This is a genomic window from Streptococcus sp. ZY171113 (genome assembly GCF_057748235.1).
This window is the reverse complement of the sequence record NZ_CM173243.1, coordinates 1,512,588-1,539,411: the sequence shown is the minus strand read 5'-3', so window position 1 is coordinate 1,539,411 and position 26,824 is coordinate 1,512,588. Positions and strand designations below refer to the sequence as shown.

The 26,824-nt window shown below is 51.1% G+C and carries 29 protein-coding genes and 1 tRNA gene; 22 read left to right on the top strand and 8 right to left on the bottom strand.

The window, feature by feature from the left end:
* Window positions 1-3: 3 nt before the first annotated feature.
* The gene (gene yghU / locus AC3ARB_RS07355; protein WP_488319930.1) at window positions 4-792 is read right to left on the bottom strand and encodes a glutathione-dependent disulfide-bond oxidoreductase; all 789 of its coding nucleotides are present in this window, start codon (window positions 790-792) and stop codon (window positions 4-6) included.
* Window positions 793-942: 150 nt separating this feature from the next.
* Between yghU and add the strand changes: the two genes are divergently transcribed.
* The 8 genes from add to AC3ARB_RS07315 all read left to right on the top strand — a co-directional run bounded on the left by add (window position 943) and on the right by AC3ARB_RS07315 (window position 7,439).
* Window positions 943-1,965, top strand: coding sequence for an adenosine deaminase (gene add, locus AC3ARB_RS07350; RefSeq protein WP_488321544.1), 1,023 nt, complete (start codon window positions 943-945; stop codon window positions 1,963-1,965).
* A 48-nt stretch (window positions 1,966-2,013) separates the two neighbouring features.
* Window positions 2,014-2,457 (top strand): flavodoxin, encoded by a 444-nt coding sequence (locus AC3ARB_RS07345; RefSeq protein WP_488319929.1) that lies wholly within the window; start codon window positions 2,014-2,016, stop codon window positions 2,455-2,457.
* 148 nt (window positions 2,458-2,605) lie between these two features.
* Entirely contained in the window at window positions 2,606-2,875 is a 270-nt protein-coding gene (gene rpsN / locus AC3ARB_RS07340) for a 30S ribosomal protein S14 (RefSeq protein ID WP_488319928.1), read from the top strand.
* A gap of 345 nt (window positions 2,876-3,220) precedes the next feature.
* Entirely contained in the window at window positions 3,221-3,568 is a 348-nt protein-coding gene (gene rplS / locus AC3ARB_RS07335; protein WP_488319927.1) for a 50S ribosomal protein L19, read from the top strand.
* Window positions 3,569-4,090: 522 nt separating this feature from the next.
* Window positions 4,091-5,242 (top strand): iron-containing alcohol dehydrogenase, encoded by a 1,152-nt coding sequence (locus AC3ARB_RS07330; RefSeq protein WP_488319926.1) that lies wholly within the window; start codon window positions 4,091-4,093, stop codon window positions 5,240-5,242.
* 110 nt (window positions 5,243-5,352) lie between these two features.
* Entirely contained in the window at window positions 5,353-5,982 is a 630-nt protein-coding gene (locus AC3ARB_RS07325) for a hypothetical protein (RefSeq protein WP_488319925.1), read from the top strand.
* 352 nt (window positions 5,983-6,334) lie between these two features.
* A tRNA-Arg gene (locus AC3ARB_RS07320) sits at window positions 6,335-6,406 on the top strand.
* A gap of 52 nt (window positions 6,407-6,458) precedes the next feature.
* The gene (locus AC3ARB_RS07315) at window positions 6,459-7,439 is read left to right on the top strand and encodes a YeiH family protein (RefSeq protein WP_488321543.1); all 981 of its coding nucleotides are present in this window, start codon (window positions 6,459-6,461) and stop codon (window positions 7,437-7,439) included.
* 207 nt (window positions 7,440-7,646) lie between these two features.
* On the opposite strand, the gene AC3ARB_RS07310 is transcribed toward AC3ARB_RS07315, so the two are convergent.
* Genes AC3ARB_RS07310 through AC3ARB_RS07300 form a run of 3 tightly spaced genes read right to left on the bottom strand, consistent with a single transcriptional unit; the run spans window position 7,647 to window position 8,817 of the window.
* Entirely contained in the window at window positions 7,647-8,090 is a 444-nt protein-coding gene (locus AC3ARB_RS07310; RefSeq protein ID WP_488319924.1) for a hypothetical protein, read from the bottom strand.
* The gene (locus tag AC3ARB_RS07305) at window positions 8,083-8,304 is read right to left on the bottom strand and encodes a helix-turn-helix domain-containing protein (protein ID WP_488319923.1); all 222 of its coding nucleotides are present in this window, start codon (window positions 8,302-8,304) and stop codon (window positions 8,083-8,085) included. Before AC3ARB_RS07305 ends, AC3ARB_RS07310 begins: the two co-directional genes overlap by 8 nt.
* Before the next feature lie 9 nt (window positions 8,305-8,313).
* Window positions 8,314-8,817: a hypothetical protein gene (locus tag AC3ARB_RS07300; RefSeq protein WP_488319922.1), complete on the bottom strand. Its 504-nt coding sequence runs from the start codon at window positions 8,815-8,817 to the stop codon at window positions 8,314-8,316.
* Window positions 8,818-9,053: 236 nt separating this feature from the next.
* Here AC3ARB_RS07300 and pyrH point away from each other — a divergent pair, with 236 nt between their 5' ends.
* The 7 genes from pyrH to AC3ARB_RS07265 all read left to right on the top strand — a co-directional run bounded on the left by pyrH (window position 9,054) and on the right by AC3ARB_RS07265 (window position 13,562).
* Window positions 9,054-9,782, top strand: a complete 729-nt coding sequence (gene pyrH, locus AC3ARB_RS07295) for a UMP kinase (RefSeq protein WP_488319921.1) — start codon at window positions 9,054-9,056, stop codon at window positions 9,780-9,782.
* A gap of 31 nt (window positions 9,783-9,813) precedes the next feature.
* Window positions 9,814-10,365, top strand: a complete 552-nt coding sequence (gene frr, locus AC3ARB_RS07290) for a ribosome recycling factor (protein ID WP_488319920.1) — start codon at window positions 9,814-9,816, stop codon at window positions 10,363-10,365.
* Between the two features lie 61 nt (window positions 10,366-10,426).
* Window positions 10,427-11,281 (top strand): S1-like domain-containing RNA-binding protein, encoded by an 855-nt coding sequence (locus AC3ARB_RS07285; protein ID WP_488319919.1) that lies wholly within the window; start codon window positions 10,427-10,429, stop codon window positions 11,279-11,281.
* 36 nt (window positions 11,282-11,317) lie between these two features.
* Window positions 11,318-11,827, top strand: a complete 510-nt coding sequence (gene msrA / locus AC3ARB_RS07280; protein ID WP_488319918.1) for a peptide-methionine (S)-S-oxide reductase MsrA — start codon at window positions 11,318-11,320, stop codon at window positions 11,825-11,827.
* Entirely contained in the window at window positions 11,824-12,039 is a 216-nt protein-coding gene (locus tag AC3ARB_RS07275; protein ID WP_488319917.1) for a YozE family protein, read from the top strand. The genes msrA and AC3ARB_RS07275 overlap by 4 nt, the downstream gene beginning before the upstream one ends.
* 8 nt (window positions 12,040-12,047) lie before the next feature.
* Window positions 12,048-12,224 (top strand): hypothetical protein, encoded by a 177-nt coding sequence (locus AC3ARB_RS07270; protein ID WP_488319916.1) that lies wholly within the window; start codon window positions 12,048-12,050, stop codon window positions 12,222-12,224.
* Between the two features lie 387 nt (window positions 12,225-12,611).
* A complete protein-coding gene (locus AC3ARB_RS07265; RefSeq protein ID WP_488319915.1) occupies window positions 12,612-13,562 on the top strand; it encodes a PhoH family protein in 951 nt (316 codons plus the stop codon).
* Between the two features lie 81 nt (window positions 13,563-13,643).
* Here AC3ARB_RS07265 and AC3ARB_RS07260 read toward each other — a convergent pair whose 3' ends face one another.
* Together AC3ARB_RS07260 and AC3ARB_RS07255 are read right to left on the bottom strand one after the other, a co-directional pair.
* On the bottom strand, window positions 13,644-15,947 hold the full coding sequence (locus AC3ARB_RS07260) for a hypothetical protein (RefSeq protein WP_488319914.1): 2,304 nt from the start codon (window positions 15,945-15,947) through the stop codon (window positions 13,644-13,646).
* On the bottom strand, window positions 15,931-16,815 hold the full coding sequence (locus AC3ARB_RS07255; protein WP_488319913.1) for an ABC transporter ATP-binding protein: 885 nt from the start codon (window positions 16,813-16,815) through the stop codon (window positions 15,931-15,933). Before AC3ARB_RS07255 ends, AC3ARB_RS07260 begins: the two co-directional genes overlap by 17 nt.
* Window positions 16,816-17,645: 830 nt before the next feature.
* Here AC3ARB_RS07255 and AC3ARB_RS07250 point away from each other — a divergent pair.
* Genes AC3ARB_RS07250 through rsgA form a run of 4 tightly spaced genes read left to right on the top strand, consistent with a single transcriptional unit; the run spans window position 17,646 to window position 22,057 of the window.
* Window positions 17,646-19,370, top strand: coding sequence for an ABC transporter ATP-binding protein (locus tag AC3ARB_RS07250; RefSeq protein WP_488319912.1), 1,725 nt, complete (start codon window positions 17,646-17,648; stop codon window positions 19,368-19,370).
* Window positions 19,370-21,109: an ABC transporter ATP-binding protein gene (locus AC3ARB_RS07245; RefSeq protein WP_488319911.1), complete on the top strand. Its 1,740-nt coding sequence runs from the start codon at window positions 19,370-19,372 to the stop codon at window positions 21,107-21,109. The genes AC3ARB_RS07250 and AC3ARB_RS07245 overlap by 1 nt, the downstream gene beginning before the upstream one ends.
* 9 nt (window positions 21,110-21,118) lie before the next feature.
* Entirely contained in the window at window positions 21,119-21,307 is a 189-nt protein-coding gene (locus AC3ARB_RS07240) for a hypothetical protein (protein WP_488319910.1), read from the top strand.
* A gap of 33 nt (window positions 21,308-21,340) precedes the next feature.
* On the top strand, window positions 21,341-22,057 hold the full coding sequence (rsgA, locus tag AC3ARB_RS07235) for a ribosome small subunit-dependent GTPase A (RefSeq protein ID WP_488319909.1): 717 nt from the start codon (window positions 21,341-21,343) through the stop codon (window positions 22,055-22,057).
* A gap of 62 nt (window positions 22,058-22,119) precedes the next feature.
* On the opposite strand, the gene AC3ARB_RS07230 is transcribed toward rsgA, so the two are convergent.
* Complete coding sequence (locus AC3ARB_RS07230; RefSeq protein WP_488319908.1) at window positions 22,120-23,061, bottom strand: LysR family transcriptional regulator; 942 nt, start codon at window positions 23,059-23,061, stop codon at window positions 22,120-22,122.
* A gap of 332 nt (window positions 23,062-23,393) precedes the next feature.
* On the bottom strand, window positions 23,394-25,073 hold the full coding sequence (locus tag AC3ARB_RS07225; RefSeq protein WP_488319907.1) for a M3 family oligoendopeptidase: 1,680 nt from the start codon (window positions 25,071-25,073) through the stop codon (window positions 23,394-23,396).
* A 205-nt stretch (window positions 25,074-25,278) separates the two neighbouring features.
* On the opposite strand from AC3ARB_RS07225, the gene AC3ARB_RS07220 reads away from it, so the two are divergent.
* The 3 genes from AC3ARB_RS07220 to AC3ARB_RS07210 all read left to right on the top strand — a co-directional run bounded on the left by AC3ARB_RS07220 (window position 25,279) and on the right by AC3ARB_RS07210 (window position 26,809).
* A complete protein-coding gene (locus AC3ARB_RS07220) occupies window positions 25,279-25,719 on the top strand; it encodes a VOC family protein (protein ID WP_488319906.1) in 441 nt (146 codons plus the stop codon).
* Between the two features lie 80 nt (window positions 25,720-25,799).
* On the top strand, window positions 25,800-26,441 hold the full coding sequence (gene serB / locus AC3ARB_RS07215) for a phosphoserine phosphatase SerB (RefSeq protein WP_488319905.1): 642 nt from the start codon (window positions 25,800-25,802) through the stop codon (window positions 26,439-26,441).
* The gene (locus AC3ARB_RS07210) at window positions 26,441-26,809 is read left to right on the top strand and encodes a hypothetical protein (protein WP_488319904.1); all 369 of its coding nucleotides are present in this window, start codon (window positions 26,441-26,443) and stop codon (window positions 26,807-26,809) included. The genes serB and AC3ARB_RS07210 overlap by 1 nt, the downstream gene beginning before the upstream one ends.
* The last annotated feature ends 15 nt before the right edge of the window (window positions 26,810-26,824 follow it).

Sequence of the window (26,824 nt, the reverse complement as noted above, 5' to 3'; positions counted from 1 at the left end):
GGCTTACTTGATTGGTTGGTAATCAGCCTTGAGGCCAGCTTGCACAGCAGGGCGTTGGCTAATCTTTTCTGCCCAGGCCTGGAGGTGTTTGTAGCTGGTCATATCCAAGAACTCATAAGCCCCAGCGTAGAGCTTGTCCTGGGCTAATTGGCCATACCAGGCCCAGATGGCCATGTCGGCGATGGTGTAGGTGTCGCCTGTGATGTAAGTTTTTTGAGCCAGTTCCTTGTCCAACAAATCCAGCTGGCGTTTGGTTTCCATGGTGAAGCGGTTGATTGGGTATTCAAAGGCTTCGGGAGCGTAGTGGAAGAAGTGACCAAAACCACCGCCGACAAAGGGAGCTGCCCCTGTCTGCCAGAAGAGCCAGTTGAGGACTTCAGCCCGCTGGGCAAGGTCTTGAGGGATAAAGGCCTGGAACTTGTCAGCTAGGTAGAGCAGGATATGGGAGGATTCAAAGACCCGAACAGGCTCTTGGCCAGACTGGTCCAAGAGGGCTGGAATCTTAGAGTTAGGGTTGAGGCCAACAAAGTCTGATCCGAACTGGTCACCATCCATGATGGCAATCTGGTAGAGGTCGTAGTCAGCTGCCAGACCCAGGGCCTTCAATTCCTCCAACATGATAGTTGCCTTGACCCCATTTGGCGTGCCCAGAGAGTAGAGTTGGAAGGGCTTGTCGCCTTTTGGCAGGGTCTGTTCAAAACGTGCCCCTGCTGTTGGTCGGTTAATGCCTGTAAATTTACCTTGTGAACTGGCTTGGTCAGTCCAGACGGTTGGTTTTTGATAAGATGTCATGGGTAGTCTCCTTATTATATGGTGGTTTCAGCATAGCACAACCTGCCTGTTTTTTCAAGTTTTAGAAATGAGAGGAATTTAGTCAAAAATCACTTGATTTTTCAAGTTCTTGTGGTAAACTATTAGGAATTACATCTTTTTAGGGGGATTATTTCCGTGATTGATTTTAAAGTCTTGCCAAAAACCGAACTTCATTGCCATTTGGATGGCTCTTTATCTCTGGCGGCTATCCGTCAGTTGGCGGATTTGGTCGGCCAAGCTTTGCCTGAGACTGATGAGGAGCTGGCCAAGCTGGTGACGGCCCCTGAGGAGGTGACCAGCCTCAACCAGTACCTGAGAACCTTTGCTTTTGTTTTGCCCCTGCTCCAGACCCAGGAGGCCCTGAGGCTGTCTGCCTACGACGTGGCTCGCCAGGCAGCGGAAGAGGCCGTCATCTACACCGAAATCCGCTTTGCCCCTGTCCTGTCGATGGAAAAGGGCCTGACGGCGGTTGAGGTGGTCGAGGCTGTCTTGGACGGGTTTGAGCAGGCCCATCAGGACTTTGGCATCGTGGCCAAGGCCCTAGTATGTGGCATGCGGCAGCTGGATCAGAAAGAGAGCCTGGCCATCTTCAAGGCCGTCCGTCACCTGGTTCCTCGGGGCCTGGTCGGTTTCGACTTTGCGGGCGACGAGGAGAACTTCCCCACCCAGGTGCTGGCTGAGACCATCACGACTGCCCAAGACCTGAGCCTGCCCTTTACCCTTCACGCGGGGGAATGTGGCTGTGCGGCCAACATTGCGGCAGGGCTGGACCTCAACATCACTCGGTTTGGCCACGGGTCTGCCCTGACCCAGTCGGACGAGTTGGTTGAGCGATTTGTAGCCGCTGGGGCGACCGCTGAACTGTGTCTGGTCAGCAACCTCCACACCAAGGCCATCAAGTGCTTGGAGGATTTTCCCTACAAAAAACTCTATGCTCTGGGCGGTAAAATCACCATCAACACCGACAACCGGACGGTGTCCAACACCAGTTTAACCAAGGAGTACCAGCTCTATCACCAACACTTTGGGACCACCGTCAGGGACTTTCTGACCTTCAACGAACATGCCATCCGAGCCAGTTTTACCAGTCAGGACCAGAAAACGGCTCTGCTATTGGCCCTAAAAGAGGGCTATGAGGGCTTTTTAGACTAGCCCAAAGGCGGGGACTATGCTATAATAGGAGGAAAACAGGAGGACTTTATGGCTTTAGCTAAGATTGTTTACGCCAGCATGACTGGAAATACCGAGGAAATTGCGGACATCGTGGCCAACAAGCTGACCGAGCTTGGGCATACGGTGGAGCTGGAGGAATGCACCAGCGTGGATGCCAGCGACTTTGAGGACGCTGACATCGCTGTGGTGGCCACCTACACCTATGGCGACGGCGATTTGCCTGACGAGATTGTGGACTTCTACGAGGACTTGCAGGACCTGGACTTGACTGGTAAGGTCTTTGGTGTGGTCGGCTCGGGTGACACGTTCTACGACTATTTCTGCAAGGCGGTCGATGATTTTGAGGCGGCCTTTGAAAAGAGCGGTGCGACCAAGGGTGCTGACTCAGTCAAGGTTGATTTGGCTGCCGAGGACGAGGACATCGAGAAACTGGAGGCCTTTGCAGAAGGCCTTGCAGCGGCACTAGACTAGATGAGAGAGGCCCCCGTGCGGGGCTTTTTTCTTTTGGGAAATGGCTGAGCTGATAAGAAGTTGCAAAACTGGTTAAGTTTTTGCTTGCAAATTTTTGAGAATGTGGTAAACTATTTTTGTTAACCAGTTAAATAAAAAGGAGAAGCAAATGGCTAAGAAATCAAAAATCGCCCGTTACGAACGGCAACTGAAATTGGTGGCCCAGTACGCTGACCTGCGTCGGGAGCTCAAGGCAAAAGGAGACTATGAGGCCCTGAGAAAATTGCCTAAGGATTCCAACCCTAACCGCCTCAAATTGCGTGACCGCACGGATGGTCGCCCCCGTGCCTACATGAGGAAATTTGGGGTCAGCCGTGTGACCTTCCGCGAACTGGCCCACCAGGGTCAACTGCCAGGCGTCAAAAAAGCCAGCTGGTAGTGTTTTTTTGAGCACGCCAACTGCATGAAGAAAATTTAGTTTTCAGAAATCGTATTTTCATAGAAATAGTGAAAAATTTGGTAGTTTTTGTGATATAATTCATGCGATATGAATCGAATGGTTCTTATTTTTGAGTTATTTTCAAGAAAATTTCTGAAAAAATGCGTGTAACTAGAAAATAGTTGCATGCATTTTCTTCATGCGAACGGCGTGTTTTTTGAGCAAAAATCCTTTACAGCTCTGCCATTTTATAGTAAAATAAAAGACGTGTGTAATGGACGCACAAAAAACGGCTAATCCGCTGGGTTTCAAAGCACCCAAGATTGGTAAGAGAAGGAGTAAAACATGAATCCATTGATCCAATCATTGACCGAAGGTCAACTGCGTACTGACATCCCTGCTTTCCGTCCTGGTGACACCGTTCGCGTTCACGCGAAAGTTGTCGAGGGTAACCGCGAGCGTATCCAGCTTTTCGAGGGCGTTGTTATCTCTCGTAAAGGCCAAGGCATCTCTGAGATGTACACCGTTCGTAAAATCTCTGGCGGTATCGGTGTAGAACGTACCTTCCCACTCCACACACCACGTGTTGATAAAATCGAAGTTGTGCGTTACGGTAAAGTCCGTCGTGCTAAACTTTACTACTTGCGTGCCCTTCAAGGTAAGGCTGCTCGTATCAAAGAAATCCGTCGTTAAGATAGGATATGGAGTCCGTCAAGAAATGGCGTTAAAAATCAAGATGACCCAGAAACAGTTTTTGGACTGTGAGTGGGTCACAGGATTTTTTAGCCATTTTAGGGCGAATTCAACTAAGCTCTCACTTGTTCCAAGTGGGGGCTTTTGTGATGTTCTGGAGTTTTGCTCAGCTCGCCGGCCGGGCTCAGTTCGGATGGAAAGACTGGTTTGCCAGTCTTTTTTTGATGTTTTTAGGCTGTGTTTAACTCATCTCTCCCTTGTTTCAAGTGGGAGTTTTTACTGTCCCTGGACACAAGAATGGTTTTCGTTTTCGTATAGGTCTTAACTCAAGTAGCATTTAGATAGTTAGTCATTCCCTGTATTTTATGGGCTAAGGAGTTTTTTACTAGACCCAATTAAATAAGCTGGGAAGGGTTATTTTTTTTGCAAAAAATAGCTGTTTAGCACAACTTTGTTCTTGATTTCACAAATAGAATGTCGTACAATAGAGATAGTAAAACGCTATCATAAAGGAGAAATGCTATGGCAACTTTTTATGTTCCTGCTGTTAACTTGATTGGCCCTGGTGTCATCAAGGAATTTGGAGCTCAGGTCAAGGAGCTGGGTTTCAAAAAAGCCCTAGTGGTGACCGACCACTTTATCGCGTCTAGCGATATCTTACCCAAGGTAACTGGGCCACTAGAAGCTGCGGGTATCGAGTTTGTGGTCTTTGAGGATGTGGATCCAAACCCGACCTGTAAGAACGTCTATGATGGTTTGGCTGTTCTCAAGGCTGAAAACTGTGACTTTATCGTGTCTGCTGGTGGCGGTTCGCCTCAGGATGCGGCCAGCTGTATTTCCATCATGGCGACCAATGAGGTGACCCCACAAGACTTGGAAGGTCTCCACAAATCCGCCAACAAGGGTCTGCCAGTTGTGGCCATCAACACGACTGCTGGTACCTCGGCTGAAATCACCATCAACTACGTCATTACCGATGAGGAGCGTAAGGTTAAGATGGTCATGGTGGATAAGAACAGTCTGGCCATCATGTCGGTCAATGACCCAGAGCTCATGCTGTCCAAACCAGCTGACCTGACAGCGGCGACTGGTATGGATGCCCTGACCCATGCTATTGAGGCTCTGGTGACCCCAGGTGCCTACGGGGTGACCAAAAAACTCTCTATCGGAGCCATCGAACTGATTAAAGAATACCTGCCTCGTGCCGTTGCCAATGGTCAAGATGTGGAAGCCCGTGAAGCCATGGTCAATGCCATCTTCCTTGGTGGTATGGCCTTTAACAATGCAGGTCTGGGCTACGTTCACTCCATGGCTCACCAATTGGGGGCAGTCTACAATCTGCCACACGGTGTCTGCTGTGCCATGCTTCTCCCAATCATCGAGCGGGAAAATGCCAAACGCGTCCCAGCAGCCTTCCGTGATGTCGCCAAGGCCCTGGGCCTTGCGGTGGACGGCAAGTCTGATGAAGAGTGTGCCAGCTACGCCATCTCCGAGATTGAAAAACTCTCAGCCACCGTTGGTATTCCGAAAAAATTGACCGAGCTTGACATCAAGGAAGAAGACTTTGACTTCGAGTACCTGTCTAAGAATGCTCTCATTGACGCCTGTGCACCAGGAAACCCCTTCATGCCAACTCTGGAAGAAACCATTGCTTTCTACAAGGAACTTTTCTAAATTGAAGGACAAAGCCGCAGCTCAAGCTGCGGTTTTGTCTTGACAAGGTGGAGAAAGACCTGCGATAATGTTTGAAGGAAGAGGAACCCCGTGGTGAGGAGGAAGGAAAGATGAGAAGAAGATTAGCTGGCCTCTTTTTACTGCTTAGCTCCTTGGTGCTGACAGCTTGTGTCAGTTTAGGGAGAGCCCAACAAGTTGAACGGCTGATTGAAGCTGAATTTGAACGGTTAGAACTGGGCCAAGCTGCTGTTGAAGTGAAAGTAGGCATGACAGATGCAACGGGAGGTTCCGTTGCTTTTGTGACCTTGACAGAGGAGCAAAGGGCCAACCCTCTCTTTGATTATGGCGAGCCAGAGCTTGATGATCGCCTGGCCTTTGGTTTTTTGACTGCTGGTGCTTCTGTGGAAGAAGACCTGATCATGATTCGGCAAAGCCTTGTGTCAGAAGTTTATGATTTACATGCTTTGGTGCGTTCAGTTAACCGTCAAGCCTATCATGCGGATAAGGCCTTTTTGAACCGCCTGAGTCACACTTATGACATAGATGTGGACTTGGAAAAGATGGATCAACGCTTAACGGCCGACTTGACTCGCCTCCATGAGTTAGGGGTGAGGGTTGAACCCTATCGGAAACAGATTTACCACTATGACATTCAGTTTGAACCAGAGGATTTGGATGAGGCGATTAGCATCCTCAGGTCCTTGATGGCTGAGGGTTATTTTACAGTAAAGGTTTTGTAGGTTGCGTGGTGGGAGATGGTGACGGCAAAAACTGAGGAAATCAGCTCAGTTGCTCTGCCATTTCCCAAAGAAGCCTAACCTTGAGCGAGCGGCACGCCAAACGCATGAAGAAAACGACGATTTTAGAAAACAATTTTTCAGAGAAGTGTTGCACTTTTTAGATGAAAATTTTGGTATAATTTTCATGAGATGAATAGAATAGTACCGATTATCGAAGTATTTTCAAGAAAATTTCTGAAAAATTCATGCAACTCAAAAAGATAGTTGCATGCATTTTCTTCATGCGTACGGCGTGGGCGAGCGGAAAATCAACTTGCAATTTGGGCCCAACTAGGGTACAATAGTGGTACCAGCTCCCTTAGTTAAATGGATATAACAACTTCCTCCTAAGAAGTAGTTGCAGGTTCGATTCCTGCAGGGGGTATGCGATTGAGAAGGCGAGGGCCTTCTTTTTTTATGACAAGGAGTGTGGCATGATGAAACGTGAGTTAGGGGGCCTGACGGTGGCCCTGATTTTTGGCTATTTGGCCTTGGTTTTGGGGAGCCAAATCCCCCTCTTGGGCAGCAGTATTCTGGCTCTCTTGACCGGTCTAGCCCTGTCAGGCTGGCTAAAGACCAGGCCTGATTGGCAGTCTGGCCTGACCCTAGCCAGCAAGAAAGGCCTCCAGTACAGCATTATTCTCTTGGGGTTTCGCCTGTCCTTTAGGGACATCCAGGACCTGGGCCTCTGGTCGCTTCAAATCAGCCTTCCCCTGGCCCTCTTGGCCCTCGGGCTCAGCCTCTTGATTGGCAAACGTCTCAAGTTGACCCGCCGCCTCAGCCTCTTGATTGGTTTTGGGACGGCCATTTGCGGTGGTTCGGCCATCGCTTCGGCAGCCCCGATTTTGGAGGCGGAGGAGGACGAGGTGGGCCTGGCCCTCTCGACCATTTTCCTCTTTAACCTCCTGGCCCTGGTGGTCTTTCCCCCAGTCGGACAACTCCTCCAGCTCAGTCAGGACAGTTTCGGCCTTTGGGCTGGCACAGCCATCAACGACACCTCCTCGGTCGTGGCGGCTGGCTACGGCTACGGCACGGCCGCTGGAGATGCCGCTACCGTGGTCAAACTGGCCCGCACCCTCCTGATTGTGCCCGCCTGTTTGGCCTTTGCCCTCTTTCCTTTGGGGAAATGGCAGAGCAGGGAAAGAGGCTTTTCCCTCAAACAGATTTTTCCAACCTTTATCCTTTGGTTCCTCCTAGCCTCTCTGGTCAGCAGTCTAGGGTTGCTACCAAAGTCTCTACTGACCGCCAGCCGTTTCCTGTCCCAGCTCCTCATGGCCACCGCCCTCTTTGCCGTTGGCAGCAAGATGTCCCTCCGCCAAATCAAGACCGCAGGCGTTAAACCGCTCCTCTTGGGGGGCCTGGTCTGGCTGACCCTGACCCTGGTCAGTCTACTCTTGCAAGGTTTGATTAGCTCCTAGAAAGGTATAGGTGGTGACTGGTAGAAGTATTTCAACAGTTTTTGTCAAGTTCAGTCTTTTCTAATGAGTCCCTTAGCCCTAACAAGAGGTGACCTGAGCATCAGGTGACCTCTTTTATTTTTCAACTCTCAAGATAAGCTCTTATTTAATCGCTTGTTTAACAAGACAAAAACGCCTTGACAAGCAAAGCGTTTCGATGATGTAGCCTTAGTTTTTCAAGGCTAATAAAACAGGTTGGTTCCAATCTGAATTGAGTTGTAGTTCGTTAAGCTCGTCCACCTCAACTTTTCCAATCGTGAAATAGGTTTGTCCATTATAACGAATATTGAAATCATCCTCGCTCTTTTCTGAAATGGTCTCCATCACCTGGCCATTCAACCTGAAGGATTGGTTGTCAGCATGTTTTTCCAAGCTTTCTTTGGTAACCAGAACATAGACCTGCCCCGTAAAGACTGGTTCAACGGGCTTGACCTCTTGATTTGGGGTGAGGTAAATGGTTTTAGCAATGCCTAACTGGTCCAATGTCGCACTGACTTCTGATTGAACAGTTTCGTTGATATCCTGTTTAACCTCAGACATGGTATCCGTGATGCTACAGCCTGTTAAGAGGAGAAGGCTTAAAAGAGTGAGTTTGGTTAATGATTTAATCATGATGTTCTCCTTTATGGTATTCTAAAATATCTCCAGGCTGGCAGTCCAGTAGTCGACAAATGCTCATGAGCGTATTGAAGCGAATACCTTTTGCCTTGCCTGTTTTCAAAATGGATAAATTGGCCTCGGTGATGCCGATTCCTTCTGCCAATTCTTTAGAAGTTATTTTTCGTTGCTTGAGCAACTTGTCTAAATGTACTTTTATTTCTTCCATAAGTTCTCGCTAAATGATGTCATCGTTGTCGTCTTTGACCACCTGCCCTTGGTGAAGAATAAATAAGACAACTAAACTGATGCCTAAAAATAAGGCGTTCAAGAGGTAAGATGTCAATGAGGCATCAAATAACTCACTCACTTGTGCTAAGCCATTCAATCGAAAGGTGACGGCACTAAAGAGTTGAATGCCTGCCCAAGCCAACAAGGCAGCGATAATCTTTTTCACAATCAGCTGATTCTCCTGTGTGAATAGCCTATCTTGACTAAAATTGCTGAGGAGATGTCTGAGCAAACGAGCCAGGTAACTAAAGACTAGGAGAAGCAGAATGGCAAGAATGATAGGGAAGAGGTAGACTAAACGATTATCTGGGTTAGGAATAAGTCCCCAAATGGAGGAACCTCCAAAGAGGATGATGAGGCCACCCAGGCTAAAGAGACCAATAAGACCATAAAAAGCATACTGAGCTAACCTTGAGATGGCAATAGCGACACGAAATAGTTGATGTTTCATCTTGCGACTCCTTTGTTATTGTTTTATGATAATTATTATTCTATCGTTATTGTAAAACAATAACCAAAAGAAGTCAAGTGTTTTCTTTAAGAATGCTAAATATAATAAAATTTATTGCATTCGTCCCCTCCTCCTTCATTTTCTTGGCGTGAAAAAGTAACCTTTCCACTACCGCATTTTTCTAACTTGTGGTAAAATAATAAGGATAAGAACTCAAGTTGTAGAAGGAGAAAAAAATGGTGCAACCCAAGTACAATCGTGTCTTGATTAAGCTATCTGGTGAGGCCTTGGCTGGCGAGCGTGGCATCGGTATCGACCTGCCGACCGTTCAAACCATGGCCAAGGAAATCCAAGAAGTGGCTGAATCAGGTGTGCAAATTGCTCTGGTTATCGGTGGTGGAAACCTCTGGCGGGGTGAGCCTGCTGCGGCAGCTGGCATGGATCGGGTGTCTGCGGACTACACCGGCATGCTGGGCACGGTCATGAACGCTTTGGTGATGGCTGATAGCCTCAAACAATGTGGGGTGGACACCCGTGTACAAACAGCCATCAACATGCAACAGCTGGCTGAACCTTACATTCGAGGTCGGGCCCTGCGTCACTTGGAGAAAGGCCGTATTGTCATTTTCGCAGCTGGAACAGGCTCGCCTTACTTCTCAACCGATACGACCGCTGCCCTGCGGGCCGCGGAAATTGAGGCCGATGCCATTCTCATGGCTAAAAACGGTGTGGACGGCGTTTATAACGATGACCCACGCAAGAACGCTGACGCGGTTAAATTTGACGAGTTGACCCATATCGAAGTCCTCAAGCAAGGCCTGAAAATCATGGACTCAACGGCCAGCACCCTGTCTATGGACAACGACATCGATTTGGTCGTCTTTAACATGAACGAACCTGGCAACATCAAACGGGTGGTGCTCGGTGAACAAATCGGAACCACTGTCTCTAACGGTGGCAAATAAGCAACGGATATAGGATAAAAAGGAGAACCCCATGACCATTATTGCAAAAGCTAAAGAACGCTTTGAACACTCGCACCAATCCCTCTCTCGTGAACTGGCTGGTATCCGTGCTGGCCGTGCCAATGCCAGCCTCTTGGACCGTATCTCAGTTGAATACTACGGTGCCCCAACCCCCCTCAACCAATTGGCTTCTATTACCGTTCCTGAAGCTCGTGTGCTTCTCATCACCCCATTTGACAAGTCTGTCTTGAAGGAAATCGAGCGGGCTATCAACGCCTCTGACTTGGGCATCACGCCATCGAGCGACGGTTCCGTTATCCGTTTGGTTATCCCAGCTTTGACGGAAGAAACCCGCCGTGATCTGGCTAAGGAAGTGAAAAAAGTTGGTGAGAATGCTAAGGTTGCCATCCGTAACATCCGTCGTGATGCCATGGATGAGGCCAAGAAACAAGAAAAAGCCAAGGAAATCACCGAGGACCAATTGAAAAAACTGGAAAAAGACATCCAGGCAGCAACAGATGATGCGGTCAAACACATCGACAAGATGATTGCGGACAAAGAGAAAGAACTCTTGGACATTTAAGACACATAGTAACTGGCAGGGTGGCGGTTGTCCGCTCTGCCATTTTCCATAAGGAGGAAACATGACGAGACAATTAGAGGTCCTGACGGGGCTGATTACCGATGAGAACAAGGACTTTTTCTACGTGCAGAAGGACGGGCTGACCTACGCGGTGGCCAAGGGCGAGGGCGACTTTGCCTTGGGCCAGGCGGTGTCAGGCTTGGTTTACACGGACATGAAGCAACGGCTTCGCCTAACCACGCTGGAGCAGGCAGCGACCCTGACCAGCTATGGCTGGGGGCAAGTGACTGATGTTCGTAAGGACCTGGGTGTCTTTGTGGACACGGGCCTGCCAGACAAGCAGGTGGTGGTGTCCTTGGATGTCTTGCCTGAGATGAAGGAACTCTGGCCCAAAAAGGGCGACAAGCTCTATGTCAAACTGACCGTGGACAAGAAGGACCGCATCTGGGCCTTACCAGCAGAGCCAGAGGTCTTTCAGAAGATGGCTGGCAAGGCCTACGACAACATGCAGAACCAGCAGTTGCGGGCCATTGTCTACCGTTTGAAGTTGTCAGGCACCTTTGTTTACCTGCCAGATAACAACATGCTGGGCTTTATCCACCCCAATGAGCGTTATAGCGAGCCTCGCCTGGGTGAGGAATTGTCGGTTCGGGTCATCGGCTTTAGGGCGGTTGACAAGACCCTCAACCTCTCCCTCAAACCACGCTCTTTTGAGATGTTGGATAACGATGCCCAGATGATTTTGACCTACTTGCAGGGCCAGGGCGGCTTCATGACCCTCAATGACAAGTCCAGTCCAGATGAGATTAAGGCCACCTTTGGCATTTCTAAGGGCCAGTTCAAGAAAGCTCTCGGAGGTCTCATGAAGGCTGGTAAAGTCAAGCAAGACGAGTTTGGAACAGAGACCATTGGTTAGTCTCTGACGATGGTTAACGGAAGAAAGGAAAAACTAATGGAACGTGCGATTTTTGCAGGCGGTTGCTTCTGGTGCATGGTGCACCCTTTTGAGGAGATGGCTGGTGTCCAGTCGGTCCTGTCTGGCTACACGGGTGGCCACGTCGAGAACCCAACCTACGAGCAGGTTTGCTCCAAGACTACTGGCCACACCGAGGCGGTGGAGATTATCTTTGACCCTGAGCAGATTTCCTATGCGGATTTGGTCGAGATTTACTGGCGGCAGACCGACCCGACCGACGCTTTTGGCCAGTTCGAGGACCGTGGTTCGTCTTACCGCCCCGTGATTTTCTACACGACTGAGGCCCAACGGGCAATCGCCGAGCAGTCTAAGCAAGCCCTGCAAGACTCAGGTCGTTTTACCCAGCCTATTGTGACCACTATCGAACCGGCTGTCGCTTTCTACCCAGCGGAGGACTACCACCAGGCCTTCTACAAGAAAAATCCAGAACGCTATGCCTTTAGCAGTCAAATCCGCAAGGCCTTCCTCAAGGAGAACTGGGCGTGAGAACATCTTTTTACCATTGGCTCATGACCAAGCGTCACCCTAAACCGACCACGGCTGAGGCCAGGTTGGCGGATTTGGTGGCAGAGGAGAGTGATTTTCCCAAGCACACGGATGATTTTGATACCATCAGCCGTTTTTTGGAAGAAGAGGCCAGTTTTGCCTTTTCTATGAGCGACTTTGACCAGATTTGGGAAACTTATCTGGAGCATTAGGAGGGATTATGGGATTTGTAGTCCTCTTGTTTTTCTGCGGTTTGCTGGCAGGGAGTTTGGTTTGGAGCTTGATTCGTGCTGGTCTGATAGGCTGGTTCATTAGCTGGAAGAAAGGGGGTAACTTCTTGTTCTTGGCCAGTCTCAATCTGGGGCTAGTCCTCTTTCCTTTCATCTGGCTCTTTTGAGGTGGCATGAGCCAAATCCTAGCGATCACGGTGTGGGTGGCTTCATAGGCATGAGCAGCTGATTGCCAGTCGAGAGTGTTTTTCTCCGTTATTGGCTGATTAGCCTCTGGCTTGACCGCTATCGGTTTTGGCGGTCGAACTTGTTCATCACAGCTTTGGTGCTGGGTCTGGCTTATGCCTATTATGTGCCCCCGCTGACTGCTTATCTGGTAGGGGGCGTCCCTCCTTAGGCTTGGGTTGCAAGTGCTTCCTTGGTACAAACACCGAGCGTCGAAAAGCTAGTCAGTTGGTTTTTAGCTCTGCTATTTTTCCAAAACGATAGAAAAGTGAGGTCAAGCCTCGCTTTTTATGCTATAATCAAAGAAAAGGTCTGATAAGGAGTTTAGTTTGCAAGCATTTTCGAAAGATATTGCCCTCAGGCACCCTGATGATGTGCTGAGTTTGTTTGGAACCAATGAGCGGCACCTTAAACTTTTGGAGCAGGAATTTGACGTGACCATCCACGCTCGGACCGAAGTGGTTCAGGTTATCGGTGAAGAAGCAGCTGTGGAGCTGGCCCGTCTGGTCATCGAGGCCCTCCTGGTCTTGGTGGGGCGGGGCATGGTTGTTGCGACGCCTGATGTGGTGACGGCCATCTCCATGGCTAGAACCGATGAGATTAACAAGTTTGTCGCTCTATACGAGGAAGAAATCATCAAGGACAACTACGGCAAGCCCATTCGGGTCAAGACCCTGGGTCAGAAGGTCTATGTGGATAGCGTGAAAAAACACGACATCGTCTTTGGGATTGGGCCTGCGGGGACGGGCAAGACCTTCCTGGCCGTGACCCTGGCGGTGACAGCCCTCAAGCGGGGTCAAATCAAGCGGATTATCCTGACTCGACCTGCGGTGGAAGCTGGCGAGAGCCTGGGCTTCTTGCCGGGTGACCTCAAGGAGAAGGTTGACCCCTACCTGCGGCCGGTTTACGATGCCCTTTATCAGATTTTGGGCAAGGAGCAGACCACTCGGCTCATGGAGCGGGAGATTATCGAGATTGCCCCTCTGGCCTACATGCGGGGGCGGACGCTGGATGATGCCTTTGTGATCTTGGATGAGGCTCAGAACACGACCATCATGCAGATGAAGATGTTCTTGACCCGTCTTGGTTTCAACTCCAAGATGATTGTCAATGGGGACACCAGCCAGATTGACCTGCCCAGCAAGGTCAAGTCGGGTCTGATTGATGCTAGCGAGAAACTCCAGGGCATTTCGGCCATCGACTTTGTCCATTTTTCGGCCAAGGATGTGGTGCGTCACCCCGTGGTAGCTGAAATCATCAAGGCCTACGAGGCGGACTAGGCTGGGTTAAACCAGCTGTCAGCTCTGCTATTTTTCCAAAGAAAGACAAAACCGAGCTGGGTTCTAGCTCGGTTTTTTGGTTTAACTGCTGGGGGCAAGCAACTGCCAAAGGGCTTTGAAGAAGGTTTGTCCCTGAAAGTCGGGGCTGACCTGGTAGAGGAGGAAGGCAAAGAGGCCAAGAACCAGGAGGTAGGTCAGCAGGTGTTTGGGGAGCAGGGTTTGGAGGTAGTGGCCCAGGGTGAGGAGGAGGCTTTGGAGGGTGAGGAGGACGAGGGTCATGACCAAGAGGTAGTGGCCGTTGCTGATAAAGGCTACCCAGGTTGGGGTAGGGAGGACGTCCAAAACTTGTAGGCCCTGACCTTGGGTGTTGAGCCAGAGAAAACCTCCAGCCAGGTTACCCATGCCGTGGAGGAGGCTGTTGCCCAAAAAGGTGACCAGGATAAGGCTTAGGGTAAAGCCATTGGCCTTGGCTAGCCCTAACAGCCATTGCTGGCGGAGGAAGGGGGTAAAGCCCAGCGGTTGGGTCTGGTAGAGGCTGGCTTGGCCGTCTTCGCTGGCTGCTCCCTTGCCCTGCCAAGCTAGTGCTAGGCTGACAGCTAGGCAGACCCAGATAAAGGGGCCGTCAAAGAGGCTACGGAGGCTACCAATCCCTGTTCTATCGGTAGGTTTGAACCAGTCTTTAGCCTCCTCATACTCGGCTGTCATGCTCTCGTGGTTCAAACGAAACTGGTCTTCCAGTTCAGGCAGGACGTACTGGTGGCCCCTGAAGGGGGGCTGGGCGTCTGCTGGTAGGGACTGCCAGTAGTAGTGGCTGATCTGGTTGCGGACCTTGAGGCGGTTGAGGTTTGCCTGAGTGAGTTCGGGGGCGTAATTTCCCCCGTCCAGCAAGTCTTGGGAGCTGTTCAGATTGCCCTCTTCCCAGTCCAGAAAGGCTAAGTAGGCTGGCAGGATCTGGTCGTTTCCTAGCAGATAGGCCCGGCTCTTGCCATAGCCCACGGCTTTTTGTTTGACGTGCCAGGCGACCCTGGCGTCCAGTTCTTCTTTGGAAAAATCAAGCAGAGTTTGTGGGACGGTTGTCGGTAGCCACTTATAAAAGTCGTACTCCATGCTGACCCGTTCTCTTTCCTCGGTAATGATCCCCTCTTTTTCCAACCAAGTGGTTAGGGTGAAGAGGCTGCTGATGAGGAGGATGGCCTGGGTCAGGGTTTTTAGATCATCTCGCCGAAGCAGTTTGAGGCCTTCAAAGGCAGCTGGTCTGGCCAGGTGTCGGGGAGTGAGTTCCTGGTGCTGGCTGTCCTTGAGGTCAGGTAAGACACGGTTGAAGAGGACAATCAGGGTCAGAGCCAGGGCATCGAGACCAATCAGGGTCAGCCCTAGGCGAACCCGACTAGCTGGCAGGTCATGGTTGGCCAGGTAGGTCGGCAGGTTGATGACGCTCAGCCATTGCCCCAAAAATGTAGAGGTGACCTGAGATTGGGAGATGAGACTCAGGGGCAGGGCGAGACTGAGGGTCAGGTAGAGCCAGTCCCTGCGAATCAGGTGGTCCAGAATGATAAAGCTCAGGCTGAAGGTGAGGAGCAGGAGGAGGCCACCCAACCAAAGGAGCAGCAGGTAGGTCCAGAGGGGAATCAGGTCTTGGCCATAGTTGAGGGCGATGGGTTCCAACCAGAGGGTTTTGGTGAGGGTGCCTGATTTGAGGATGGTCACGACCCAGAAGGCCAGGGACAGGCTGGTCAGGATGCTGAGGGCCAAGAAGCGGGCCAGGAGTCGTTTGCCTTCGATGGCTAGGGGGCTGGCCACCTGGGTTCTTTTCCAGGTCAGGTAGCCCAGTCGCCGTTCCTGGTACTGGCTGATGAGGAGGTAGCCTATGGCGAGGAGGAGGGTGAGGGGGTGGAAATAGCTCTCGGTCAGGTTTTGGAGTTGACGGCCAGGCGACCAGCCTTCTTTGGCGGGGCCGTCAGCCAGCTGGTGGTCGAGGAGCCACTTGTTCCACTTGGTCCATTGCCTGAGTTGGTAGCGGTCGATGACGGGCCTGCTTTCAAAGACCTGGGGAATGGTGGCCATCAGGTAGTCCAGATCCGTGTAGAGGCGTTGCCGCAGGACGGGGATGTCTTGAAACTTCCTTTCGGTGAGGAGGCTATCAATCAAGACCAGGTCGCTGGCTGCGCCCCTGGCCCTGGTTTTGATGTCCTCTCGTTCATGGTTTTGGAGGTCGTTGACCAGGGAGGAGAGTTCATGGAGTTGGCTTTGGGTGCGTTTGATGTAGGTGGTCTGCCGTGAGGTCAGGTCCTTGTTGATCTGCCAGGTCAGGGTCAGGCTGACCAGGCAAAGCAGGAGAAAGAGGGGCTGGCAGATGAGTTTTTTCAGTTCAAATCTCAGGCTCATGGGACACCTCCTCCAAGTAGAGCTGGCGGTAGTAGGTTTCCAGGTAGTCGCTGGCCCGACTGATGTCTTTGATGGCTGAGGCGGGAACTTGACCGATGACCTCCAGCAGGCCTTGTTCGGTCAGACCGATGGTCAGTTTTTCCCCACGATGGAGGAGGGTTTGGGGGTGCTTGTCCAACCAGTCATCGGTTTCTGATGAGGGGGTTAGGGTGACCAGATAGGCTGTCCCAGGTGGGACAGCAAAGGCCTGCTGCAAGAGCTGGCCGTTTTTGAGGAAGAAGACCTTGTCGGTCAGGTGTTCAATCTCTGCCAGGTGGTGGGAGGACAGGAGGATGCCTGTTCCGGACTGGCTCAGTTTTTTCAGGTAGTCCCGCTGCTGGATGATGTTGGTCGGGTCCAGCCCGATATGGGGTTCATCCAAAATCAAAAAGGGGGTCTTGGGCAGGACAGCCATGGCAAAGAGGAGTTTCTGGGTCATGCCCAGGGAGTAGCCTGAGACCCGTTTGTTGATGTAGTGACCAATCTTGAGGTCATCGACAACCTCCTCGATGGCAGCCTTGCTCAGGCCGTGCTGGGCAGCGACATAGGCCAGGTGGTCATAGCCGGTCAGGTAGCCATAGAGGGCAGAAGCGTCCAGCATGATGGCCACCTGCTTGAAAACGGCCTGGTCGGTATGGGAGACCCCAGCCACGCTGACCGTGCCCTTGTCGGCCTTTTCCAGGTGACAGATGATTTTAAGTAGGGTGGTTTTACCGACCCCGTTGGGGCCAACCAGGGCCACAATCTCTCCCGCCTGAACCTGAAGGTTGAGCCGATCAAGCACCCGGTGTTGACCGTAGGATTTGGAAATCTTAGAAACGTCAATCATGGGAACCTCCTTAATCTTGAAATGTCAAAACTCCCTCGGAAACGAGGATTTCCCAAGGGAGATAGTCTAGCTTAACTCATCACTATTTTGTATCTGAAATAATTTTGTTGTAAACCCCAAAATCGGTATCTTCAATAACGCCAAGATAATAATATTTTGGGTTAGGGCCGCTAGATATATCCTCTGTCCAATAAAAGTGTACAGGGACCATTTTACCTCGGTTGTTTCTGACCAATTCGGTAAAGCTATAACCACGGTAATAGGTCCAACGGGGGATTACCCTAGAATATGCCAAGGTATGATGGGCGTTAGTCGTAACTTCAACAGTTTCAGCCTTTGCAGGCCTTGCTAAAAGAAGCATGGGGCTCAGCATCAGGCAACTAAACAGGGCGATGGTTTTTTTGTTCTCCTGGGGCTAATATTTTTTTGATGCCATGAAAGCCCCTATTTCCCTCCTTTCTCTATTTATATATAAATCTAAGAGCTTCCATGTTACAATTTTATATTATCAGAATTTTTTTGATATTGCAAGCGTTAACTTAAAGAAAGCTTAACTTTTTTATTTTTCAGTTGCTCCTTGACAGCAAGCAGTTTTTGTGATAAACTGAACCAGTCTTTAGGGTTCAGCCCTAAAATCAGTTCGAAATCAGAAAGGAGACTAGTACCATGAATAAATCAATTGCATTGAACCGTTTTATGTTGACGCAGAAGACTCTCCTTTTTGGTGGACCAAACTAGGTTTTTTGACCGACTAGTGGTGCCCAGGCAGAGACTTTCTGCTTGGGCTTTTTGTTGTGTTTTTGACCTTCTTGTCGTGAAAGGAGAAACAGATGTTTCGTGTATTAGGACGCTACGTGTGGCAGCACAAGTGGCTTTATCTCTGGCTGTTAGTGGCTATAATTGTTTATGATGTGACCCTCTTGGTGCCGACCCAGACCATTCAAGGGCTGGTGGATCAGATGGCGGCTGGGCAACTGACCCAGGCTAGTCTGGTGCGTGACCTCTTGATTTTGGTTGGGGCAGCTGTCCTCAACTATGGCTCGGCCTATTTTTGGTTTTACAAGCTCTTTGCGACAGCCTCTGATTTCCGCTTTGGGCTTCAGGAAGATGCCTTTCGCAAACTCCTGACCATGCGGACGCCTTTTTACGAGGCCTTTCGCTCGGGTGACATGATGACCCGTTTTACCACCGATATGGATGGCCTGCGGAACATGTTGGGCTTTGGCCTCATGGCGCTTGTTTACGGCGGTGGCATGATTGCCTTTATCCTGCCGACCATGGTCCTCATGTCTTGGCGGATTAGCCTCTTGGCCTTTTTACCTTTGGTGGCAATGGCTGTCGCGATTTACCATATTGCTGGCCGACAAGACCAGCTGATTGAGGAAAACCGTGAAGCGGTGGCAGGGCTGAACAATGAGGTTCTTGAGGTGGTTGAAGGGGTTCGAGTGGCACGGGCTTACAGTAAAAAAGCGGTGCAGGAAGCCGCCTTTGCCCAGCGAACCCAGGATTTGAGACAGGTCGCCACCAAGACGGCTGCCCTCCAATCCCTCTACAATCCCCTCTCCACCATCCTGATCGGTCTATCGACCATCATCATTCTCTGGCTGGGGGCCAAGGAATTGGCGGCTGGTCGCTTGTCTCTGGGTCAGGTCATGGCCTTACAGCTCTACATGGTCTCGCTGATTGAACCCATGTGGATGATTTCGGATGTTATTTTGACTTATCAGACGGGCAAGACCTCTTTTGCCAAGATTAAAGAGCTTTTGGAAACCAGCGATGGCTTGGAAGAGGATGGGCAGTTGACGGTGAGCACCCCGGAGGTCTATGCCTTTGACAACTACACCTTTTCCTACCCTCAGTCAGACCGCCTGGCCCTAGATGGCATCAACTGGACCTTGACCAAGGGGCAGACCGTTGGTATTGTTGGGAAAACAGGGTCTGGCAAGACGACTTTGATTCGTCAGTTTCTCCGTCAGTACCCTCTGGGAGGTGGGCGTTTTACCCTTAATGGCCGGCCAGTCACCGACTATCGGATAAGAGATCTGGAAGCCCAGCTCGGCTATGTTCCCCAAGAACACACCCTCTTTTCTAAGTCGGTCAAGGCCAACCTGCTAGTGGGCAAGCCTGAGGCGACGGCTGAGGAGCTGGACCAGGCCTTGGCGACGGCGGTCTTTGACCAAGACGTGGCCCAGATGTCCCAGGGCCTGGAGACCTTAATCGGGGAGAAGGGCGTGTCCATCTCAGGCGGGCAAAAGCAACGCCTGTCCATCGCTCGAGCCTTCTTACGCCAGCCAGAGGTCTTGATTTTGGATGATTCGCTGTCTGCGGTCGATGCCAAGACCGAGCAGGCCATTATCGACCATATCCAAGCCGAACGGGCAGGCAAGACCACGGTCATCGTGGCCCATCGCCTGTCAGCGGTCCATCATGCCGACTGGGTTCTGGTCATGGACGAGGGTCGAATTGTTCAAGAAGGACGACCAGACGACCTGCTGGCCCAAGGAGGCTGGTATGCTGACCAGTACAATCGCCAACAAGGACAGGAGGAGAGCTAATGAAAACCTTACGTGATTTAATCAAGGAAATCAAGCAGATTAAAGGCATCTTTTCCCTGGCCAGCTTGATTTACCTCCTGGGCATGCTCAGTAACCAGCTGGCCCCCCTCCACCTCAAAAACTTGGTGGACAGCCAGCTCAAGCCCCTGTCAGAAGGCCAGCCCTTTGACCAAGCAGCCCTTTTAGAGGGCTTGGGGGCTTACTTGCTCCTCTTGGTGGTGGCTGCTGGTCTGGGCTATTTGGCCAGTCGCCTGCTCAACCATTGTTCCAACAAGGTGATTGAGAACCTGCGAAATCGGGCCTATGCGGTCATGCAGGCCTTGCCCATTGCTTATTTTGATGACAAGCCAGCGGGAAAGATTGCCACTCGGATTGTCAACGATACGGAAACCTTGCGGACGGAATTTTACGATAATCTGGTCTTTGTGACCTTTAACCTGCTCAAATTGGTCCTGACCTACGGGATTATCTTTTGGGTCAATCCAGCAGTTGGCTTTGCCCTCCTGCCTCTTTTGCCGATTTTCTATGGCATCCAGTTTGTTTACAAAAAGCTGACGGATAAGCCGGTCAAGGATTATTTCGAGGCCAGAAGCCAGGTCAACAGCCAGGTCAACGAGGTCATGAACGGTATCGGCATCATTCAAGTCTTTGGCCAGCAAGACACGGCCTTAGCTGAGTTTGAAGAGACCATCGGCCAGATGCGACTGGCTGAAATCAAGCAGATGAAGGCCAATTCCTTGGCTGGTTGGCCCCTGACCGAATTCTTCCGAAATGCCGTGGTGGCTCTGGTTCTAGCCCTGGTTGGCTACCAGTTTGTGGCTGGTCAGAGCAACCTGTCGGTCGGTCAACTTTTTCTCTACCTCAATTATCTCTTGGACCTCTTTGACATCATGGGTCTCCTGACAAGACGATACCCCAACATCCAGCGGTCGCTGGAAACTGGCCGCAAGGTCTTTACCCTCTTGCAGGAAGAGGTGGAAGTTGATAAGGCTGACCAGCTGGTGGTTGACCAGGGTCGGGTGACCTTTGAACAGGTTGCCTTTGCCTACGAGGATGGCAAGGCCACCCTGTCTGACATCAACCTGACCGCGGAGCCAGGCCAGACCATTGCTCTGGTTGGCCACACGGGCTCAGGCAAGTCTTCCATGATGAACCTGCTTTATCGTTTTTATGACCCCAAGGCAGGTCAGATTTGCATCGATGGTCAGGACATCAGCCAGTTTTCACGGGAGAGCCTGCGGAGCCACATGGGGATTGTTCTCCAAGACCCTTATCTCTTTACGGGAACCATCGCCAGCAACGTCAGCATGAACCAGGAGGGGGCCAGGGATGAGGACATCAGAGCCGCCCTTGAAAAGGTTGGGGCTGGTCCCATGCTGGCCCGCCTTGAAAAAGGCATTCATGAGCCTGTGGTTGAAAAAGGGGCGGCCTTCTCCAGCGGGGAACGTCAGCTCATTGCCTTTGCTCGGACCCTCTTTGCCAATCCTAAACTCTTGATTTTAGATGAAGCGACCTCCCACATCGACACCGAGACCGAGGAGCTGATTCAGCAGGCCATGGCCGTCCTCAAGGAGGGCCGAACCACCTTTATCATCGCCCACCGCCTGTCCACCATCCAGCACGCTGACCAGATTTTGGTTCTGGATCAGGGACGGATTGTCGAGCGGGGCACCCACGACCAGCTCCTGGCCCAGGGCGGGATTTACGCCCGCATGCACCAGATTCAGCAGACCGTTTAGGAAGCTTTTATGGAAAAATGGTGTTATGGATTGGGACCCTGTGACGGTCAGGAACACCAAGGACGGGTGGTATCGGAAACACGGCAGAGCTACCAAATCGGTTTAGCCAGCGGAGAGCTGGTGACCGTCAAAAAAGCTTATGGAGACCCAGCCTATGTCGTGGGAGACCTTGTCCAACTGGCAGAAAGCAAGGGCTGACTAGTCATCGCAGACCTGCTGGTGCGGGAGCGGGTGGTCAAAAAGGCTGTCAACCAGAGCCTGAAAGACTATCGCAAAACAAGAGACAGCCAGTTCTTGGCCAGTAATGTTGACCAGCTCTTTATCCTGGTCGCCCTAGACCAGAATTTTTCCCTGTCCAAGCTGGAACGGTTTGTTCTAGTTTTTGACCAGGAGGGTCTGGAACTTCATGTTCTCTTGACCAAGAAAGATTTGTGTCCAGATGTGGACGAGCAGCTGGCACACTTGTCCAGTCTCTATCCTCAGATTGCCTTTACAGCCCTGAGCATCTTTGATGACCAGTCCCTTGCAACCTTTCAGCGTCAGCTCATTCCCCGAAAAATCGGGCTGATGATTGGTGCTTCGGGAGCGGGCAAGTCCAGTTTGCTCAATGCCCTGCTGGGGCGAGACCTGGAGCGGACTCAGGCGGTTAAGAAGAAGGATGGCAAGGGGCGGCACACCACTACGGGAACCACCCTCCATGTGTTAGAGGAGTTGGACTACTACTTGATTGATAGCCCGGGGTTTAAGGGGATTGACCGTCAGGAAGCGGTGGAGGTGGCCAGCTTGTTTGAGGATATTGTGGCCTTGGCTAAAGGGTGCAAGTTTTCGGACTGTCGGCACCTGACGGAGCCAGCCTGTGCGGTTAAGGTCGCGGTAGCCAGGGGTGACCTGGCCCAGGAAAAGTTGGACCGTTACCACTACCAAGAAGGAAAATACAAGGGCTTTTAAGAGCCCACAACAAAACCCACGATGGTCTTTCCATCGTGGGTTTTGGCTTGTTCTGGCTGGTTTTAGGTGGACGTTTCAGTGTCATAAGTGGGGCGAACCTTGTCTGGCTGGACTTCGTCTAACAGGTGCTGGATAAAACGTTCACCCATCTTGGACAGGTTAGCCTTGTCGTGCTTGATGTAAACCAAATCAATCTCCTCCTTGCTCTCCAGGGGAATGGAAACGATGTTGTCCCCGTTGAGGTTGCTGTTGAGGATACCGGTGGCGATGGTGTAGCCGTCCAGACCAATCAGCAGGTTAAAGAGGGTGGCCCGGTCGCTGACCACGATGGATTTTTTGTGGTCCAAGTGGGCAAACATCTCCTCGGCAAAGTAGAAGGAGTTGTGGATGCCCTGGTCATAGCTCAGGTAGGGGAACTCGGCCAGGTCTTCAAAGGTCACTTTTTTCTTCTTGGCCAGCGGATTGCTCTTGCTGACAAAGATATGAGGGTGGGCCTTGAAGAGGGGAACAGCCGTCAAACGATTGTCATCAAAGAGCTTGGTCAGGACGTCTCGGTTGTAGGTGCTCAGGAAGAGGACCCCAATCTCGCTGCGGAAGTTTTTGACATCGTCGATGATTTCCCAGGTTCTGGTTTCCCGCAAAAAGAGCTCGTACTGGGTCATGTCAGCCCCCTTGAGCAGGGAGACGAAGGCATTGACCACAAAGGCGTAGTGCTGGGCAGACACGCTGAAAAGTTCTCGGCTGGCCCCCTTGTTCTTGTAACGCTCCTCCAGAAGGGCGGTCTGCTCAACCACCTGACGGGCATAGGAAAGGAACTCAACCCCGTCCTTGGTCAGGGTGATGCCCTTGGGATTACGGATAAAGATGGTGATGCCCATCTCCCTTTCTAAATCCCGAACAGCATTAGACAGGCTGGGCTGGGTGATAAAGAGTTGCTTGGAGGCCTCATTCATGGAGCCTGTTTCGACAATTTTGATGATGTAGTGGAGTTGTTGGATACGCATACCCTTATTTTATCACAAATTCTTCACAAACGAAACGCAAAAGACCAGACGTCCACGCCGTAGGCATGAAGAAAATGCATGCAACCATTTTCTAGTTGCATGCATTTTTTCAGGAATTTTCTTGAAAACACTTCGATAATAGGTACTATTCTATTAATCTCATGAAAATTATACCAAAATTTTCATCTAAAAAGTGCAACACTTCTCTGAAAAATTGTTTTCTGAAATCGTCGTTTTCTTCATGAATTTGTCCTACCAGACGTCAAATCTGGTCTTGCTTGTTTTTTTTGGAAAATAGCAGAGCAGCTCAGCTATTTCCCAAAAGAAAATCCTTAGAGACTCAGGTCATCGACAGCGTCCAGGTAGGCCTTGGCTGCCGCCACGGTTCCCTCAAGGGCACCAGGTTCAAATGGTGACTGGAGCTTGGCCGCCGCTACGACTTGCAGGAAGGTCTTACTGCCGCCCAGGTCGCAGATGTGGAGGTAGTCGGCCCAGGCTGTTGGGTCATGGTCAATCTGAGTCCGTTTCCAGAATTGGAGGGCACAGACTTGGGCCAGAGTATAGTCGATGTAGTAGAAGGGCGAGCTAAAGAGGTGGCCTTGGGCAAACCAGAAGAGGGCATCGTCTTGCGGGCGGTCTGGCAGGTAGAGGTCACGCAGGCGGGTCCAAGTGGCCCGACGCTCTGCAGCAGTCATGGTCGGGTTCTCGTAAACCTCATGCTGGAAGTGGTCCACCAAGACCCCGTAAGGCAAGAAGAGCAGGGTGCTAGCCAGGTGGCTGAACTTGTACTTGGCCGTTTGGTCACCGAAGAAGCCGTCCATGTAAGGCCAGGTGATGAATTCCATGGACATGGAGTGGATTTCACAGGTTTCGTAGGTTGGCCAGAGAACCTCAACCGGCTTGATCCAGCGGGAACGGTAAACCTGGAAGGCGTGACCAGCCTCGTGGGTCAAGACATCAATATCGCCGCTGGTGCCGTTGAAATTAGAGAAGATAAATGGGCTCTTGTAGTCAGGGATGTAGGTGCAGTAGCCACCGCTGTTTTTACCGGTTTTAGCCACCAAATCCAAGAGGTCCTTGTCCACCATGAAGTCGAAGAATTCGCCAGTTTCAGGTGACAAGTCTCGGTACATGTGTTGGGCGTGAGCGATAATGTCATCGTAGCTGCCCTGAGGTTTGGCATTGCCGTTTGGAAACTCAAAGGCAAAATCGTGGGCCTCCAGCTTGTCCACGCCAATCCGCTTGGCCTGACGGTTGCGAAGCTCCTGAACCACAGGCACCACGTGCTTGAGGATTTCCTCACGATAGACCTTTACCATGTCACGGTTGTAGTCCAAACGGTTCATGGCCAGGTAGCCGTATTCCACATAGTCCTTGAAGCCCAGCGTGGTCGCAATCTCGTGGCGAACCTTGACCATATCGTCGTAGATGCGGTCAAACTCGGCTTGGTTGTCTTGGAAAAAGGCTGCGCGGGTCTCAGTTGCCTCCTTGCGGACCTGACGGTCGGTGTCCTCATAGAAAGGAATCAGCTGCGGCAGGTTATAGGTTTGGCCTTGGAAGTCCAGTTTAGCAGAAGCAATCAGCTTGCTGTACTGGTCCTGGAGCTCATTTTCTTTTTGCAACAGAGGGATGATCTCAGAAGAGAAAATCTTGGCCTTGTTTTCGGCCAGCATGAAGAAGGTTTCAGGCAGGATGTCTGAAAACTCAGCACGGAAAGGGCTGGCCAAGATGGCCTTGTAGGCCTCGTTGGTCACTTCGCTAAAAAGGGGACCGAATTCGTTCCAGAACTTGGTTTCCTCGTTGTAGAACTCGTCGTTCATGTCGATGGAGTGGCGGATGCTCCAGAGGGTGTTGTGGGTTTGGATGGTGTTTTCAGCCGTCACGATGGCTTCAACCGCGGCCTTGGCGGTCTCAGCGTCAGCGGCCTTGGCCACCTGAGCAATCAAGTCAGTCAACTGGGCCTTGTGAGCCTCGTAGTCTGGACGGGTATAGGTGTAGTCAGTAAATGTCATAAGGAATCCTTTCTTGCTTAAACTGCCTTTATTATAGCTTGTTTTGTGGCAAATGGCAAGGTTTTCATGTTTTTCAGTTGGTTTATTGACTAGCTTGGCTTGATGTTCAGCTCTGCCATTGCCCCAAAAAACCAGCCAAAATCCTTGCCTTTCCAAAGACTTTAGGTTAGACTAGCTTGAACCTTTTAGAAAATGGAGAATCAAGATGGTAAAAGCACTTGAATTGTATTTGGTGACTGATGGTAACGGCCTTGAGGCTGTTGAGTTTTATAAGGATGTTTTTGAGGCGGAGTTGGTGGCCTGCACGACCTTTGGTCAGGCCATTCCTGGCACACCTGAGGAAGACAAAGACAAGGTCCTCAACGCCAACCTCAACATCGGTGGCATCCGCCTGCAACTGTCTGACAATGGTTCGGGCCATGCTTATGCCCAAGGCACCAACATGACGGCCTGCATCCAGGTGGAGACCGCAGAAGAAGCGGCAGCCATTTTTGGCAAGCTGGAGCAGGACGCCCAGCGGATCGACCTGCCTTTGGGGGAGACCCCTTGGAGCCCGGCCTACGGCATCGTGGTAGACAAGTTCGGTATGACCTGGCAGGTCAACACCGACATCCCAGGCTTTGTGTCTGATAACGTTCAGTTTTAGTCCTTATGCGGGGAAATAGCAGAGCTATTCCCTGCTTTTTTCATCTTTTTTTAGTAAACTAGAGAAAAAACAAGCGGAGGTTGCTCATGGTTAAGGGATTGTTGGTCATGGATGTGGACAGCACACTCATTCAGGAAGAAGTCATTGATTTATTGGGAGAAGCGGCTGGTTTCGGTTCAGAAATCGCAGCCATCACCGAGCGAGCCATGAATGGGGAATTGGATTTTGAGGCCGCTCTGGCTGAGCGGGTCGCCCTCCTGAAAGGTCTTCCTGTCAGCATCTTTGACCAGGTTACGGAACAAATCCATTTTCATCTGGGAGCAAAGGCTTTAGTTGACGAGCTTCATGCCCGTGGTTACAAGGTCGGGGTGGTGTCAGGTGGTTTCCATGAGACCGTGGACCGTTTGGCTGACCAGCTGGGATTAGACTACACCAAGGCCAACCGGCTCGAAGTGGCAGACGGTGTCCTGACGGGTCGGACGGTCGGAGACATTGTGACCAAGGAGACCAAGGTGGCCAAGCTCAAGGAATGGGCAGCTGAAAACGGACTTGACCTCTCCCAAACCATTGCCATGGGTGACGGGGCCAACGACCTGCCCATGATTCAAACAGCTGGTCTGGGTGTGGCCTTCTGTGCTAAACCTGTGGTGCGTGAGCAGGCCCCCCACCAAATTAACGAGCCAAACCTCTATAAGTTGATGGAGTTGTTGGAGAACGACTGATGAATGGCATGTCTGTCCTAAAATCAATTTCAGGGACACGTTATGAGATGTATTGGGCACCGGTGACCCCAGAGTTGACCTTTCCAAACCCTAGTCAGGAAGAATTGGAGACAAAGTGGGGACTAGTTGTTATTGATTTATCGTGGGTCGTCGAAGACCCTCGGCCAAAGCATTTACGGGCCAAGCCATTGGGGTATGACTTGAAACCGCCCTATGAGATTGTTACCTATCCAAGACTTGATGGAAAGTTATACGACAAGACGTTTCCCCTTGTGAAATGTCGGAGTTTTGTTCGGGAAATCCATGAATTGGGTTTGATGCGTGATGATGGAAAGAAAGGCGACCGCTATTGGTGGGCGTCTGGCTAGTAAAAAAGGGTTGAG